Raw genomic sequence first — 15,327 nt, forward strand, 5'->3', positions numbered from 1 at the left:
GAGCAGGCAGCCCCTACTCGGCAACCCACGAATCTGTGCGAGTGAGGCCCCGGCCCGCAACCACCCAGCAACCCCGAGCGGTCACTTCATACCGTCTAGTCCAACCTTCATTGGTCCCCTCCCCAGACAGAGCCCTCCAGGTGAGAGCGTGTCAGGCGGTCAGGTCAAGCGGGAGCCTTTCGAGAGGTGTCGAAACGGTCGAGGACCTGGACCAGGATTTTGAGGGCTTGGTGGAGGTCGGGGGTGGTGGGGGTGGCGTAGCCGATGACCAGGCCGGGTGGGCCGGGGGTGGAGCGGCGGTAGTCCGAGAGCGGGGCTACTACTACGCCCGCTTGGCGGGCCGCGGTGGTTATGGCTTGGTCGTTGAGGTGGGTGGGGAGGAGCAGGGTGATGTGGAGGCCGGCTTCTTGGCCGATGATTTGGCCGTACGGGGCGAGGGCGGTGCAGGTGTGGAGGCGGCGGTCGGCGTACAGGCGGCGGCCTTTGCGGACGGTTTGGTCGAGGTAGCCGTCGCGGAGCATGGCGAGCAGGGCGGCCTGCATCGGCCAACCGGGCCAGTCGCCGGACTCGGCGCGGAAGCGGGCCAGTCGGTCGACCATCGCGTCGGAGGCGACGAGCCAGCCAAGCCGGAGCGCCGGGCTGATCGTCTTGGAGAGCGTGCCGAGATGGACCACCCGATCCAGGTCGAGTTGGGCGAGCGCGGGCAGAGGCGCGACGTCGTACCGGAACTCGCTGTCGTAGTCGTCCTCGATCAGCATCGCGTCGTTGCGGCGTGCCCACCGGACCAACTCGTTGCGTCGGGCAACGGGTAGCCGGCCGCCGAGCGGGTACTGGTGCGACGGCGTGACGTAGACGGCGGGGACCTCGGTCAGTGCGGAGACCCGCAGCCCGTCGGAGTCCACCGGTACGTCGACAACGTCGAGGTGATGGTCCCGCGCCGCGACGACCGCGTTCAGGTAGCCGGGATCCTCGATCGCGATCCGGTCGCCCGGCCGCCGGGTCACCGTGAGGATCAGCCGGAGGCCGTGCACGGTGCCGTTGGTGATCAGGATGTTCTCCGGCCCGCAGGCGATCCCGCGGACCCGGCCGACGTGATCGGCCAGCGCAGCTCGGAGCTCCGGCAGACCGGCGGCATCGTCGTACCCACGTGGTGGCGACTGCGTCGACACCTCCCGCCAGGCACGTCGCCAGCCCGGGTCCGGCGTCGGGGCGATGTACGGGATGCCAGGCCGCAGCGACAGCAGCTCGGCTGCCGGGTCCGGCTGGGGTGCGGCCCGGTGCCGTACGGCGGGCTGCAGCGGTACGACGTCCGTCACGTAGGTCCCGGCACCCGTGCGACCCTCGATCCACCCCTCGGCGTGGAGTTGGTCGTACGCCGCCTGGGTCACGGACCGGGACACGGACAGGTCGCGGGCGAGGTCGCGGGTGGACGGGAGCCGGTGGCCGGACCGGAGCCGGCCGTCCAGGATCGCGGCCCGGAACTGCTCGGCCAGCTGCAGGTGCAGCGGCAGACCGGTACGGCGATCGATGGTCAGCGGCAGGGAGCTTTCCACGAATGGACTACCTGATTCGCGCGGGAATGGACCGTGCCAGCATGCCACTCCGGACGCGACTCTGGTGACATGACCACGACGCCGCTGCAGCCGACCGACCGGACCGCCCTGCGCCGCTCCAAGGAACGCGCCGCCACCGACCGCCAGGCGCTGTACGACGTACTCCTCGACGGCATGTTCTGCCACCTGGGTGTCGTCGTCGATGGTGCACCGCTGGTGCTGCCGACGGCGTACGGCGTGGACCTGGACGAGGGACCGGACGGGACGCTGTACCTGCACGGGTCGGTCGCCGCCCGCAGTGTGGTCGCGGCGCCGCAGCAAACAATCTGCGTGACCATCACGCACGCTGACGGTCTGGTGCTCGCCCGCTCCGCGTTCCACCACTCGGTCAACTACCGGTCGGCGGTGATCTTCGGCGTACCGCGTCTGGTGACCGATCCGGACGAGAAACTGCACGCCCTCAACCGCATCGTCGACCACCTGGTGCCTGGTCGCTCCACCGCGGTCCGCCCGCCGAACCGCAAGGAACTCGCGAAGACCTCGGTCCTCGCGCTCTCCCTGACCGAGGCCTCGGTGAAGACCCGCTCCGGCCCTGCCAACGACGAGGAGCAGGACCTCGACCTGCCCTACTGGACTGGCGTGATCCCGCTCCATGTCGTCGCCGGCGAACCGGAGAACAACCCCGACTGCGACCTGCTGGTGCCTGCGCACATCCGCACTCGAGCGAACCTGCTCGGCGCACCGAGCTAGGCCACCGTCCCCTTGTTGTAGTTCTTCTGGGCCCAGAAGTAGCCGACCACGGCGATCGCCGCGCACCAGGCCAGCGCGAGCCAGCCGTCGCCGCTGTCCATCGGCGTACCCAGCAGCAGGTGCCGCAGGGTGTTGATGGTCGGAGTGAACGGCTGGTACTCGGCGAACCAGCGGATTCCGCTCGGCATCGACTCCAGCGGAATGAAGGTGTTGCTCAGGAACGGCAGCAGCAGGGAGATCGGCAGGACGACGTTGCTCGCCGCCTCCGGTGTCTTGCTGGTCAGGCCCAGCGCGATCGCGAACCAGGTCAGCGCGACGGTCAGCGCGATCATCAGGCCGGCTGCCAGCAGCCAGTCTCCCAAGGACGCGTTCGGGCGGAACCCGATCAGGACGGCGAAGCCGACCACCAACGCCAGGCTGACCATCGTCACGAGCACGTTGCCCAGCACATGTCCGGTCAGTACGGCGGGCCGGAAGATCGCCATCGTCCGGAACCGCGCGACGATGCCCTCGGTCATGTCCATGCAGACGGCCACCGCGGGAGACATCGTCCCGGACGCGATCGACATCAGCAGGATGCCCGGGGTGAGGAAGTCGATGTAATCGAAGCCGGCGCCGCCGCCGAGACCTGCCGAGAACGTGTCGCCGAAGACGAGGCCGAACAGCAGGATCATGATCACCGGCATCCCGAGGGCGCCGAGGGACAGACCGGGGTAGCGCTGGGCGTGCCGCAGGTTGCGGCGCAGCATGGTGGCGGTGTCCTGTACTGCGTAACTCATTTCGTCGTCACCTTCTCGTGCGAAGTCTCAACAGTGGGCTGACCGGTGACGGCGAAGAACACGTCGTCCAGGTCGGGGGTGTGGACCGTCAGTTCGTCGACCTCGAGCGAGGCGTCGTCGATCCGGGCCAGCAGAGCGCGCAGCGAGTGCACGCTGCCGTCGTTCGGCACCTGCAGGACCAGTGCCTCCTCGTCCCGCGCCGCGGCCGGCAGGACCTCGGACGCGAGGGCGAAGTCGTCGGGCGCGGTGAACCGGAGCCGGACATGTCCGCCCGGTACGAGCCGCTTCAACTGCTCGGCCGTCCCCTGCGCGACCAACCGCCCATGATCGAGTACGGCGATCTGGTCGGCGAGCTCATCCGCCTCGTCCAGGTACTGCGTGGTCAGGAGCACCGTGACGCCGCCGGCGACCAGCTCGCGGATCAGCTGCCACATGCTGTGCCGGCTGCGCGGGTCCAGGCCGGTGGTCGGCTCGTCCAGGAAGATGATCCGCGGATCGCCGACCAGCGTCATCGCCAGGTCGAGCCGGCGCTTCATGCCGCCGGAGTACGTCGAGGCCATCTTCGAGCCGGCCTCGACCAGGTCGAACCGCTCCAGCAGTTCGTCCGCCCGGAGGCGGGCCTCGCGACGGCCGAGGTGGTGCAGGTCGGCCATCATGATCAGGTTCTCGCGGCCGGTGAGCAGACCGTCGACCGCGGAGAACTGTCCGGTGACGCCGATCGCCGACCGGACGCCCTCGGGGTTCTGGCGCAGGTCGAACCCCGCGACCCGGATCTCGCCGGCGTCGGCCGCGATCAGGGTGGACAGGATCTGCACCGCGGTGGTCTTGCCGGCGCCGTTCGGGCCGAGCAGGGAAAAGATGGTGCCTTCGGCAACGTTCAGGTCGATGCCGTCCAGCACGAGCTTGTCGCCGTAGGACTTGCGCAGTCCGCGGACGTCGATGGCTGATGACATGGGTCTTCCTCGGGTGAAAGTGGGCAGGGTGAACCTGACCCAGTGGCTGAAAGGGTCTGTGGGAGGAGATTCAGGGCGTGCTGATCCAGCCGGCCGGCCTGTTGTCAGGCGCCGGATCAGCGAGGTTCAGTGGGGACTAGATGTCGAGGTCCTCCACCGTGGGGTGGCTCGAGGCTTCCTCGACCAGTTCGTAGAGGTCCTCGGGGATCAGCTCGCGGAGCTCCTCGATGGTGTCGACGACATCGAGGGTGGCCTCGCCCTGGGCCATGCTCCAGGACTGGTCGGTGCTCCAGTTGCCGATCCAGGAGCGCCAGCCGCTCAGGTACTGCTCGTCGTCGGCGCCCACGGTGAAGAGGTTGCTGCGGTCCGCGTGCAGCACGTACTTGCCGGTCCGGCTCCGGTAGACCTTGAAGGCCTCGTAGCCGTTCTTGCTGGATCGGCCGCCCTCGGCGAGCAGTACGCCGGAGAACCGCTGCTTGCGGCCGGTCCCCCGGCCCACCCGCACGGTGATCTCGTCGTACCCCTCGAGCCGGCCTTCCTCCAGTTCGACGTACTTGCGCAGCGCGATCGAGATCGCCGAGGACAGGTTCCCGGCGAGCTCCTGCGCCTTCTTGTACAGCGGCAGGTCGTCGTCCGACACGTAGATCGTCTTGTTAGGCATTCGCCCTCCTCCTACGTAGAACTATACGCAGAAGGCTACGCAGATGTCTACATATATCTCTACGTAGACGCGGAGCCGGCCACGACGAGGCTCGTCGCGGCCGGCTCGGGTGATCGGTGGCTCAGCTGGGTGAGTAGAGCCACGGCTGCTTGAGGTCGAAGAACTCCGGCGGACCGGCGGCGAGAGCGTTCATCTCGTCCATGTCCGCCTGCAGTTCCGGCGGGACCTCCTTCTGCTCTCCTGCGCGGGCCTCGGCCTCGGTGGAGAAGTACATCGCCATCGTGTAGTTGCCCTGGTCGTACATGGCGACCTCGCTGCCGAGGATCTCGGGCCGGAACGCGGCCCATTCGTCCCGGTGCTGCCCCATCACTTCACGCGCGCGCTCCGGGTTGCTGCCGGCGCCCTGCATGACCTGCACGAAACCGGCCGAGTCCGGGTTCCCCTGCACATCCAGGACCACGTCCTCGGTGTCGTGGAAGGTGGCACCGCTGCTGAGCAGCGACGAGAACTCGTGCCACCACTTGTCCTGCGCCGGCGAGTCGCTGTTCCGTCGGGCGGCGTCGGCGGAGTCGAAGCGAGCCAGCGCGATGAACCGTCCGTCCGCGGTGACACCGGCCGTGGTCCCCAGCCAGCCGGACGCCTCGGGCGCCAGTTCTTCCATCCACCGATCCATCGCGGCGTGCGCCTGCTCGGTGTCGGTGACCTGCCCCTGAATGACCTGTACGAACATGATGAGACCCTCCCCGTCTCCTCGGGCCGTAGGTCGGCGTTTTCGACGTTACGCCCGGCTCTCCGCCTCGTCGACGGCCGTCATCGTGACGGTCCGCTGACGCTTCGCACGGTGGATGCGGGCGAGCATGAGGACGCTGGCGAGGATGCCGGTGGCGCCTAGGGTGATCAGGCGCGGGTCGGTTTTCCACAGGCCGAAGACGAACCAGCAGGACAGTTCGCCGAACACCAGCGCCCAGGTGCCTTCGGAGATGCCGGTCGGGCGTGCGGTCCGGTACGCCGTCCACACCGACGGCGTGACCTGGACGATCGAGGCGGCGGCGAGCAAGGTGCCCAGGCCGATCCGCCCGCCTATGGCAGCGGCCAGCACGAGTAGACCCACCCAGCCGCAGATCCATGCGATCGCGCGCCGGTTCACCGCGCCACGTCGTACCAGCATCACCGAGAGGGTGCCGGCCAGGATGGCTGCCCCTGTGGACGGCAGGCTCGCGGTCCAGTAGCCCGAGGCCATGAAGTACGCGAACCAGGCCGCGTTGTTCGCACTCGTCAGCGTCGCCCAGGACCAGGAGACGCCGGCCGTGTCACCCGTGCCGCGGAGCTTGAGGAGCTGCGGCAGGTACTGCGGAATCCCGAAGCAGGCGGCGAGGATGGGCAGGAAGTCCAGCATGGCGCAAGATTACTGCTGAATCGACGACTTTATCGTGCGAATTCATGCTCACATCGCGGGATCGCGGCTAGGATCTGGGTCATGGACGCGATCGATCGCAAGATCCTTGCGGTGCTTCAGGCGGAGGGCCGGCTGACTGTCACCGAACTCGCCCAACGGATCGGGCTGAGTGCGGCGCCCTGTCACCGGCGGCTGCGGGAGCTGGAGCGGTCCGGAGTCATCAGTGGATACCGGGCCGTCATCGATCCGGGCGCGGTCGGGCGCGGGTTCGAGGTGCTGCTCGCGGTCACGATGGACCGGGAGGAGTCGGTGGCCGGGTTCGAGTCCGGGCTGGCCGAGATCCCCGAGGTGGTGCATGCCGAGCGGCTGTTCGGGGAGCCGGACTACTTCGTCCGGGTGGCGACGGCCGACATCGGCGCGTTCCAGCGGCTGCGCGACGAGCGGCTGGCCCGGCTGCCCGGCGTACAGCGGCTGACCTCGACGATCGTGATGAAGAAGGTGGTGGACAACCGCCCGCTGCCAACGTGAACGGTGTGGAAACTCATCCACTCAAACCCTACTTATCCACAGATTTGGCCGAGTTTCGGCCGGATTCGGTGGAGAAGTCGACGGTGAGCTGGGGATAAGTTCGCCAAAACGGTGTGCACAACTGGGGATATGGATGTGGATAACTCCACCGCTGTGATTCCGGACAGGTCCGGTTCACCGGCTGGTGTCAGTGCGTCAGACCCATTGGGTGGAGACGACGAAGCCGACCGCGATCAGGCCCATGCCGATCAGCAGGTTCCAGTTGCCCAGGTCGTCCATCAGCGGAATGTTCTGGCCGGCCACATAGAAGACGACCAGCCAGGCGAGCCCGAGCAGCCAGCAGGCCAGCATCACCGGCGCGACCCACACGCGGCTGGTGGTGCGCGGCTTCTTCGGCGTCTTCTGCACCTTGACCTTGTCGGTCTTCTTCTTGTTGCGACTGCTCGACTCGGGCACGGCTGAACTCCTTGTAAGGACGCATAAGCTGACCTCTGAGGCCAGGAGGCCCGGACCTGTCGGGTCCGGTCCGGGGTTAGCGTAGTGCAGACAGCAACATGGAGATCACAGGTGCGTAGGTTCAAGCGGATTTCGCTGTGGCGCGTGGGGGCACCCCTGGCGCTGCTGTGCGCCGGTCTGCTGTTCGCGACCAGCGCCACCAACGCCCGGGGCACCGACCTGCGTCCTTCCCGCAACACTACGCTCGCCGGGCTGGTGGAGGAACAGAGTCGGCGCAGCGCGAGCCTGGTCCGCCAGCACGCGGCGCTGACCCAGGACATCGAGAAGCTGCAGGAGCAGCAGGGTTCGATCGATCCGGCGCTGTCCAAGAAGCTCCAGGACCTGTCCGAGGACGTCGGGACCACGCCGGTCACCGGTCCGGGTCTGACGGTGACGCTGAAGGACGCGCCGTCCGAGGTGGTCAAGGAGAACCCGGACGTCGACGCCGACTGGTTGGTCATCCACCAGCAGGACATCCAAGCGGTCGTGAACGCGCTCTGGGCCGGTGGCGCCGACGCGCTGATGATCCAGAACCACCGGGTCATCTCCACCACCGGGATCAAGTGCGTGGGGAACTCCGTAGTACTGCACGGGGTGCCCTACCTGCCGCCGTACAAGATCACCGCGATCGGTGACCGGCGCAAGCTGCAGCAGGCGCTGGACGACTCGCAGTACATCGAGAACCTGCAGGACTATGTGGTGAAGTTCCAGCTCGGCTACGAGGTGAAGAACGAGTCGTCGATCGCGATGCCGGCGTACGAGGGCACGCTCGACCTGCAGAGTGCGACCGTGCCCGGGTTCGAGCACACCCCGTCGGTCAGCCCGACCGCCAGCGGCCGGTAACTGTCACAATGGTCCGCATGCCGCGGATCCTTGTCGTCGACAACTACGACTCCTTCGTCTACAACCTGGTGCAGTACCTCCAGCAGTTGCAGGCCGAGACCACTGTGCTGCGCAACGACGAGGTCACCCCTGACCAGGTCACCGAGTACGACGGAGTCCTGCTCTCGCCCGGCCCCGGTACGCCGGAGGAAGCCGGTGCCTGCGTGGACATCGTGCGCGAGAAGGGCGGCGAGGTGCCGATCTTCGGCGTCTGCCTCGGCCTCCAGGCCATCGGAGTCGCGTACGGCGGCGTGGTCGGACGCGCCGATGAGTTGCTGCACGGGAAGACGAGCCAGGTGTTCCACGAGGGCGCCGGCGTGCTCGCCGGACTGCCGTCGCCGTTCACCGCGACCCGGTACCACTCGCTCGCGATCGCCGAGGACACCGTGCCGGACGAGCTGCAGGTGACAGCGCGAACCGATGCCGGCGTGATCATGGCAGCCCGGCACCGCGACCTCGCGGTCGAAGGCGTCCAGTTCCACCCGGAGTCGGTGCTCACCGAGGGCGGCCACCGGATGCTGGCCAACTGGCTCGCGATCTGCGGCGACCCCGACGCGGTCTCCCGCTCGGTCGGCCTGGCGCCTGTCGTCAGCTGACACCAACACGAAAGGCCCTCGCCGAGGCGGGGGCCTTCGTGCGTTGTACGGCGGTCAGCCGCCGATCGTGATCCTTGGCGTATCCGGGCTCTCGGGGTCGGTCGGCGGGGTGTCGCTCGGAGTGGTGGTCGGCTGCTCCGGCTCCGTGTTGACGGTCAGCGTGATCGTCGAGCCCTTCGCGATCTTGGTGCCGGCCTTCTCGCTCTGCGCGATCACCGCGTCCGGACCGTAGTTCGGGTCGGTGCCGTTCTTGTAGCCGACCTGGAAGCCGAGATCCTTGAGTTGCTTGGTCGCGTCGTCCTGCGGCACGCTGACGACGTTCGGGACCTCGACCAGTTCCTTGCCGCTGGACACGGTCAGGGTGAACTCGGCGCCGGACGGGTACTGGCCGTTCGGATCCGGGCTGACCGCGAGGACGGTGCCGGCCTTCTCGCCGCTGTCCTGCTTGACCGTCTCTTCCTTGACCTTGAACTTCCCGGCCGAGTCCTCCAGCGCCTTGCGCGCCTGCGACTCGGACTTGCCGATCACATCCGGCACCGGGAACGCGGCCCGGCCGGACGAGAACACCACGGTGACCACCGAGCCCGGGTCGGCTTCGGTGGCCGGCTCCGGCGTCTGGCTGAGCGCGAACCCGCGCCCGACCGTGTCACTCGTCTGGTTCGGCCCCTGCGCGAACTTCAGGCCCTTCTCGGTCAGCGCCGCGGTCGCCTGCGTCGCCGTCATGCCGCTCACATCCGGCACCTGGACCTTGGCCGGCGGAGTGGTCGCCGTACCGCCGTTGTCCTTGCCCAGGTTGGTGAACAGGGCGTAGGCACCGACCGCGATCGCGACGACGGCCAGGCCGAGCAGGAAGTAGGCGAGGCCGCGGTTGCGCCGCGACCGGGAGTCCTCGAGGTCGTCCGGGTCGCCGCCGGGCGGCAGCAGGTCGTCGGCCGGACCCTGCCGGTACGCCTGCGTCGCCGCGGTCGCGGCCATGGTCGCCGGGATCGCGCGGGTCTCGGCGACCGACGCCATCGGCGCGGTCACCTGCTGGCCGGCCAGCACCCGGTGGATGTCCTGCCGCATTTCCGAGGCGCTCTGGTATCGCTCCTCGCGGCTCTTCGCCAGCGCCTTCAGTACGACGGCGTCGACCTCCGGGGGGATGTCCGGGTCGAACGACGACGGCGGCAGCGGCTGCTCCCGAACATGCTGATAGGCCACCGACACCGGCGACTCACCGACGAACGGCGGCCGGCCGGTGAGCAGTTCGTACAGCAGGCAGCCGGTGGAGTACAGGTCGGAGCGGGCGTCCACGGTCTCGCCGCGCGCCTGCTCCGGGGACAGGTACTGCGCCGTGCCGATGACGGCCGCGGTCTGGGTCATCGTGGACGAGGTGTCCGCGACCGCCCGGGCGATGCCGAAGTCCATCACCTTGACCTGACCCTGCGGGGTCAGCATCACGTTCCCGGGCTTGATGTCGCGGTGCACGATGCCGGCCCGGTGGCTGTAGTCCAGTGCCTCGAGCACACCGGAGGTGATCTCCAGCGCCCGCTCCGGCATGATCTTGCGGCCCTCGCGGATCAGGTCACGCAGGGTCTTGCCGGTCACCAGTTCCATCACGATGTACGGAATGGTGACGCCGGAGCCGTTCGGGTCGGGCTCCTCGCCGGTGTCGTACACCGACACGATGGTCGGGTGGTTCAACGAGGCCGCCGACTGCGCCTCGCGGCGGAACCTGGCCTGGAAGGTCGCGTCACTCGCCAGGTCGACCCGGAGCCGCTTGATCGCGACGGCCCGGCCGAGTCGGTTGTCGACGCCCCTGCGCACATCGGCCATGCCGCCGCGGCCGAGCGGTTCGCCTTCTTCGTACCGGCCGCCGACGAGACGTGCCTGCGATGTCATGACTCAGCCTTCCAACCTGTCCGGAAACTCACACTCGATCTGCCCACGGTAGCCACCGCCACCTGTGGATCCCCGTTGGAAAGACGCACTGTCACGGCATCATTCCGTATGGTGCTCATTGGTTCAGCACCGCCTCCATGACGCTCTTCGCGATCGGCGCGGCGAGCTTGCCGCCGGCGATGTCGTCGCGGGAGATGTTCGCCTTCTCGATCAGTACGGCGACCGCGACCTTCGGGTCGTCAGCCGGCGCGAACGCGGTGAACCAGGCGAACGGCGGCCGGTCCGGCGCGGTCTGCGCCGTACCCGTCTTGCCGGCCACCTGGATCCCGCTGATCCGGCCCGGCTTGCCGGTGCCGTTGTTCACGACGTCGATCATCATCGTGGTCAGCTGGGACGCGACCTCCGGCGTGACCGCCTGGTGCAGCGACTCCGGCTTCGTCTCCGACACCGTCTTCAGGTCGGCGGTCTTCACGTTCTGGACCAGGTAGGGCTTCATCACCTCGCCCTTGTTCGCGATCCCGGCCGACACCATCGCCATCTGCAGCGGGGTGGCCCGGACGTCGAACTGCCCGATCGCGGACTGCGCTGTCTGGGGCTGGTTCGGGTCGCCGGGGAACTGGCTGGCGACGGCCCCGAGCTCCGGCAGTTGCTTCTCGCCGAAGCCGAACTTCGCCGCCTGGTCACGCAGTACGTCCGGACCGAGGTCCAGGCCGACACTGCCGAACGCCGTGTTGCACGACAAGCGCAGCGCCACCGTGAGGGTCGCGTTGTCGCTGCCGCCGCAGTTGCGGCGGTCCTCGTTCACCAGCGGTTGCGTGGTCTGCGGCAACGGCAGCTCGGCGGGCGAGTTGACCTTCGTCTCCGGCGTGTACTTCCCGCTCGACAGCGCGGCCGCCGCCGTCACCAGCTTGAACGTCGAGCCCGGCGGGTAGAGCTCCTTCGCCGCCCGGTTCGACAGCGGCTTGTTCGGGTCGGCGTTCAGCCTCTTCCACGCGTCGCTGACCTTGTCCAGGTCGTGCGAGGCCAGCTGGTTCGGGTCGTACGACGGCCGGCTCACCATCGCGAGCACCTTGCCGGTCTTCGGCTCGAGCGCGACGACCGCGCCGGTCTTGCCGGACAGTCCGGCGTACGCCGCCTGCTGGGCCGCGGCGTTCAGGGTCAGCGTCACGCTGCCGCCCTGCTGCGGACGGTTGCTGATCACGTCGATGATCCGGCGGAACGCCATCGACGGGTCCGAGCCGTTCAGCTCGGAGTTCATCGTCAGCTCGATCCCGCCCCGGCCGAACAGGTAGGAGTAGAACCCGGTGAGCGGTGCGTACGTCGGTCCGGCCGGGTAGGTGCGCTGGAACTTGAACCGGTCGCTCGACTGCTCGCTCTTGGCGATCGGCGTACTGCCGATCAGGATCGGCCCGCGGTTCACCGAGAACTGCGAGTCGCGCACGCGGCGGTTGTCGTTGCGGCCGTTGAGCTCATTGGCCCGGAACGCCTGCAGGTACGTCGAGTTCGCCATCAGCGCGAGCATCAGGATGATCGCTGCCATGGCCAGTCGTCGGATCGCTGAATTCACTGCTTCTGCACCGCCATGGCGATCGTTTCGTCGGACACGGGAGCGGCCGGCGTCTGCGGCCGGCGTGCTTGGTCACTGATCCGCAGCAGCAGCGCGATGATCGCCCAGTTCGCGACCAGCGACGTACCGCCCAGCGCCATGAACGGCGTGGCCAGGCCGGTCAGCGGGATCAGCCCGGTGACGCCGCCGACGATCACGAAGATCTGCAGGGCGAACGACATCGCCAGACCGGTCGCGATCAGCTTGCCGAAGATGTCACGGCAGCCGAGTGCGGTCCGCAGGCCGCGCTCGATGATGAGTGTGTAGACCAGGATGATCGCGATCAGTCCGGTCAGGCCGAGCTCCTCGGCGAACGAGGAGATGATCATGTCGCTCTGGCCGTACAGCGTGATCTCCGGGCGACCCTGGCCGAGACCGCGGCCGAGGACGCCGCCCCAGGCCTGGCCCATCAGCCCGGTCGCGACTTGACCGCCGTCGATCGAGAACGGGTCGAGCCAGTCCTGGATTCGTTTGTGCACGTGTCCGAACGTCTGGTACGCGAAGAACGCACCGGCCGCGAACAGCAGGCCACCGATGATCAGCCAGCCGGCCCGCTCGGTCGACACGTACAGCAGGAACAGGAACAGACCGAAGAACAGCAGGGACGATCCGAGGTCGCTCTCGAAGACCAGCACACCCAGGCTGACCCCCCAGGCGATCAGGATCGGACCCAGATCGCGGGCCCGCGGCAGGTCGAGGCCGAGGAAGCGGTGCCCGGCAAGCGTCAGTACGTCGCGCTTCACCACCAGGTAGCCGGCGAAGAAGATGACCAGGCAGACCTTCGCGAACTCACCGGGCTGGAACGACATCCCGGCCAGGCGGATCCAGATCCGGGCGCCGTTCAGGTTAACACCGAGGCCGGGGATCAGCGGCAGGACGAGCAGGATCAGACCGGCCAGTCCGGCGGTGTAGGTGAGGGCCTGCAGGCGCCTGTGATCTCTGATCAAAAGGATCACCACGAGGAACAGCACGATGCCGACCGCGGTCCAGGTGATCTGCTGCGGCGCCGCCGGTGGCTTCGGGGTCCGGCCGTTCGCCTCGGCGATCGAGGCCAGGCCGAGGTCGATGCGGTGGATCATCGCCACGCCGAGCCCGTTCAGCAGCACCGCGCACGGCAGCAGGACAGGGTCGGCGTACGGCGCCCGGTAGCGCAGCGCGAGGTGGGCGATCAGGGCGAGCAGGCCGATGCCGGCGGCGTAGTACCCGGTACTGGCCGGGACCTTGTCCTGCACGGTGATGCCGATGTTCACGTACGCCGCGACCGAGACACCGACCGCGATGATGAGCAGGAACAACTCCACCCCGCGCCGGGTGCGCGGGATGATCTGGATGACCGACGTCGACGCGATGCTCATCGAACGCCGTCACAGTCGTCGGGGTCCACCGGCGTGCTCGGCGTCGTCGACGGTGTCGTCGACGGTGAGGTCACCGGGACCGTGGCCGGAGGCTTCGGCGGCGTGGACACTGGCTTGCCGGTCGGCGGCGGCGGCGTACTCGGCCGAGGTGTCGGACTCGGGGTCGGCTTCGCCTTGGCCTTCGCGCACTCGTCCGCTGTGTGCTGCAGTTCGCCGACGATGCTGCGGGCCCCGTCCAGGTTGTCGGCCTGGATGTTGGCCTCCACCTGCTCCCGGCTGTACGTCGGCAGCTTGTCCACCTGCAACGTCTGCCGCTCGTACACCTTCGACAGCGTCAGGCCGGGGAGGTCGGCTTCCACACCCTGGAAGATCGCCACGTAGTCGCCGTCGGTGCCGACGAAGTACTGCTTCTGGGTCCAGCTGTACGCGAACCAGATACCGCCACCGATCAGACCGAGAATCACCACCAGTACGGCGATCCGCCGCAGCCAGGGGAACCGCTTCGGCGGCCTCGGGGCGTATCGCAGCTCCTCCGGGTCCAGCGCGGGCCCGTGACCGCCGCCGCCGTGGCCGCCGCCTCCCCGGATCGCTGTGGTCGGCTCGCCGCGACCCGTGCTGCCCTGCGCCAGCTCGGCTGCGGCGCCGACCAGTTGCGGCGCCTCCCCGCTGACGGGCGGCGTCTCGATCACGTCCGCGACGACACAGGTGACGTTGTCGTTGGACCCGGCCTCCAGGGCGTGCGTGATCAACTCGACCACCACGGAGTCCGGCGTACCGCCGGCCATCGAGGCGGCGATCACCTCGTCGCTCACGTAGTCGGGCAGCCCGTCACTGCACAGCATCAACCGGTCGCCGGCCTGGACGTCGAGCATCTCCAGGTCCGGATCGGAGTCCGGGCGGCCGTCCAGCACCCGCAGGATCAGGTTGCGGTGCGGGTGGGTGAAGGCCTCCTCCTTCGAGATCCGGCCCTCGTCCACCAGCGACTGCACAAAAGTATGGTCGTGGCTCAGCTGGTACAGCTGGCCGTCCCGCATCCGGTACGCGCGGGAGTCGCCGAGATGCGCCAGCCCGAGCTGCTGCCCGTCGAACATCAGCGCGGTGACGGTCGAGCCCATCCCCTCGCGCTCCGGGTCCTCCTCGACCAGCTCGGACAGCCGCTCGTTGGCCCGGTGCACCGCGCCGGCCAGCGCCTCGATCATGTCCTCGCCGCTGATCTCCGGGTTGTCCAGCCGCCGGATCACCTGGACCGCCGCCGCGCTGGCCACCTCACCGGCCGCCGCGCCGCCCATCCCGTCGGCGAGCAGCAGCAGGTGCGGACCGGCGTACGCCGAGTCCTCATTGTTGCGGCGTACCCGTCCGACGTCGGACAGTGCTGCGTAGTCGAGCGACAGGGTCATCGAGGCAGGCCTACTTCGCGATGTTCAGCGTCGTCCGGCCGATCCGGATCGAGCCGCCGATCTCGGCCGGCACCGGGCGGGTCACCCGCTGGCCGTCCAGGTACGTCCCGTTGGTCGAGCCGAGGTCCTCGACCCACCACTGCCCCTCGGAAGAGAATATCCGGGCGTGCCGGGTCGAAGAGTAGTCGTCATCGAGCCGGATCTGACAGTCCGAGCCGCGTCCGATGATCACCGGCTCGTCGACCAGGGTCGCGCCGACGCCCGCCTGCGGCCCGTCCGCGATCGTCACCGACCCGGGCAGACCCTTGCGTTTCTTGGTCGGTTTGGCCGGCTTCGGCGTACGGGAGTTCTGCGGTACGACGGCGGCCGCGGCGCGGCTGTCCACCTTGGCGCCGAACAGGTCGGACCTGATCACGGACAGCACCGCGAGGACGAACATCCACAGCAGGGCCAGGAACCCCAGTTTGATCAGGGTCAGGGTCAGTTCCGACATGG

16 protein-coding genes are annotated in these 15,327 nt (G+C 68.3%); 4 read left to right on the forward strand and 12 right to left on the reverse strand.

The annotated features are described in order from the left end of the window. Positions 1-164 precede the first annotated feature (164 nt). Entirely contained in the window at positions 165-1,553 is a 1,389-nt protein-coding gene (gene pdxR / locus E0H73_RS30850) for a MocR-like pyridoxine biosynthesis transcription factor PdxR (RefSeq protein WP_131362203.1), read from the reverse strand. Between the two features lie 69 nt (positions 1,554-1,622). Between pdxR and E0H73_RS30855 the strand changes: the two genes are divergently transcribed. Then, positions 1,623-2,303: a pyridoxamine 5'-phosphate oxidase family protein gene (locus tag E0H73_RS30855; RefSeq protein ID WP_131362205.1), complete on the forward strand. Its 681-nt coding sequence runs from the start codon at positions 1,623-1,625 to the stop codon at positions 2,301-2,303. Here the strand turns inward: E0H73_RS30855 and E0H73_RS30860 are convergent. From E0H73_RS30860 to E0H73_RS30880, 5 genes are all read right to left on the reverse strand, one after another. Further along, positions 2,300-3,082 carry an ABC transporter permease gene (locus E0H73_RS30860; protein ID WP_131362207.1) on the reverse strand — a complete coding sequence of 261 codons (783 nt, stop codon included), beginning with the start codon at positions 3,080-3,082 and terminating at the stop codon, positions 2,300-2,302. The two genes, E0H73_RS30855 and E0H73_RS30860, sit on opposite strands and share 4 nt — an antisense overlap. Then, on the reverse strand, positions 3,079-4,035 hold the full coding sequence (locus E0H73_RS30865) for an ATP-binding cassette domain-containing protein (protein ID WP_131362209.1): 957 nt from the start codon (positions 4,033-4,035) through the stop codon (positions 3,079-3,081). Before E0H73_RS30865 ends, E0H73_RS30860 begins: the two co-directional genes overlap by 4 nt. A 136-nt stretch (positions 4,036-4,171) precedes the next feature. After that, positions 4,172-4,696, reverse strand: coding sequence for an EXLDI protein (locus E0H73_RS30870; protein ID WP_131362211.1), 525 nt, complete (start codon positions 4,694-4,696; stop codon positions 4,172-4,174). Between the two features lie 121 nt (positions 4,697-4,817). Then, complete coding sequence (locus E0H73_RS30875; protein WP_131362213.1) at positions 4,818-5,426, reverse strand: hypothetical protein; 609 nt, start codon at positions 5,424-5,426, stop codon at positions 4,818-4,820. A gap of 48 nt (positions 5,427-5,474) precedes the next feature. After that, positions 5,475-6,092, reverse strand: a complete 618-nt coding sequence (locus E0H73_RS30880) for a hypothetical protein (protein ID WP_131362215.1) — start codon at positions 6,090-6,092, stop codon at positions 5,475-5,477. Positions 6,093-6,173: 81 nt separating this feature from the next. On the opposite strand from E0H73_RS30880, the gene E0H73_RS30885 reads away from it, so the two are divergent. Further along, a complete protein-coding gene (locus E0H73_RS30885) occupies positions 6,174-6,620 on the forward strand; it encodes an Lrp/AsnC family transcriptional regulator (RefSeq protein ID WP_131362217.1) in 447 nt (148 codons plus the stop codon). Positions 6,621-6,815: 195 nt separating this feature from the next. On the opposite strand, the gene E0H73_RS30890 is transcribed toward E0H73_RS30885, so the two are convergent. After that, a complete protein-coding gene (locus tag E0H73_RS30890) occupies positions 6,816-7,076 on the reverse strand; it encodes a cell division protein CrgA (RefSeq protein ID WP_131362219.1) in 261 nt (86 codons plus the stop codon). 111 nt (positions 7,077-7,187) lie between these two features. Here E0H73_RS30890 and E0H73_RS30895 point away from each other — a divergent pair, with 111 nt between their 5' ends. After that, the gene (locus E0H73_RS30895) at positions 7,188-7,958 is read left to right on the forward strand and encodes a DUF881 domain-containing protein (RefSeq protein ID WP_131362221.1); all 771 of its coding nucleotides are present in this window, start codon (positions 7,188-7,190) and stop codon (positions 7,956-7,958) included. A gap of 17 nt (positions 7,959-7,975) precedes the next feature. Beyond that, positions 7,976-8,593: an aminodeoxychorismate/anthranilate synthase component II gene (locus tag E0H73_RS30900; protein WP_131362223.1), complete on the forward strand. Its 618-nt coding sequence runs from the start codon at positions 7,976-7,978 to the stop codon at positions 8,591-8,593. Between the two features lie 54 nt (positions 8,594-8,647). Here E0H73_RS30900 and pknB read toward each other — a convergent pair whose 3' ends face one another. From pknB to E0H73_RS30925, 5 genes are all read right to left on the reverse strand, one after another. Continuing rightward, a complete protein-coding gene (pknB, locus tag E0H73_RS30905) occupies positions 8,648-10,474 on the reverse strand; it encodes a Stk1 family PASTA domain-containing Ser/Thr kinase (protein WP_131362225.1) in 1,827 nt (608 codons plus the stop codon). A 115-nt stretch (positions 10,475-10,589) separates the two neighbouring features. Further along, the gene (locus E0H73_RS30910) at positions 10,590-12,041 is read right to left on the reverse strand and encodes a peptidoglycan D,D-transpeptidase FtsI family protein (RefSeq protein ID WP_131362227.1); all 1,452 of its coding nucleotides are present in this window, start codon (positions 12,039-12,041) and stop codon (positions 10,590-10,592) included. Next, on the reverse strand, positions 12,038-13,435 hold the full coding sequence (locus E0H73_RS30915; protein ID WP_131362229.1) for an FtsW/RodA/SpoVE family cell cycle protein: 1,398 nt from the start codon (positions 13,433-13,435) through the stop codon (positions 12,038-12,040). Before E0H73_RS30915 ends, E0H73_RS30910 begins: the two co-directional genes overlap by 4 nt. After that, on the reverse strand, positions 13,432-14,832 hold the full coding sequence (locus E0H73_RS48070; protein ID WP_131362231.1) for a PP2C family protein-serine/threonine phosphatase: 1,401 nt from the start codon (positions 14,830-14,832) through the stop codon (positions 13,432-13,434). Before E0H73_RS48070 ends, E0H73_RS30915 begins: the two co-directional genes overlap by 4 nt. 10 nt (positions 14,833-14,842) lie before the next feature. Beyond that, positions 14,843-15,325 (reverse strand): FHA domain-containing protein FhaB/FipA, encoded by a 483-nt coding sequence (locus E0H73_RS30925; protein ID WP_131362233.1) that lies wholly within the window; start codon positions 15,323-15,325, stop codon positions 14,843-14,845. Positions 15,326-15,327 lie beyond the last annotated feature (2 nt).

Source organism: Kribbella pittospori, assembly GCF_004331465.1.
Lineage (GTDB): Bacteria > Actinomycetota > Actinomycetes > Propionibacteriales > Kribbellaceae > Kribbella > Kribbella pittospori.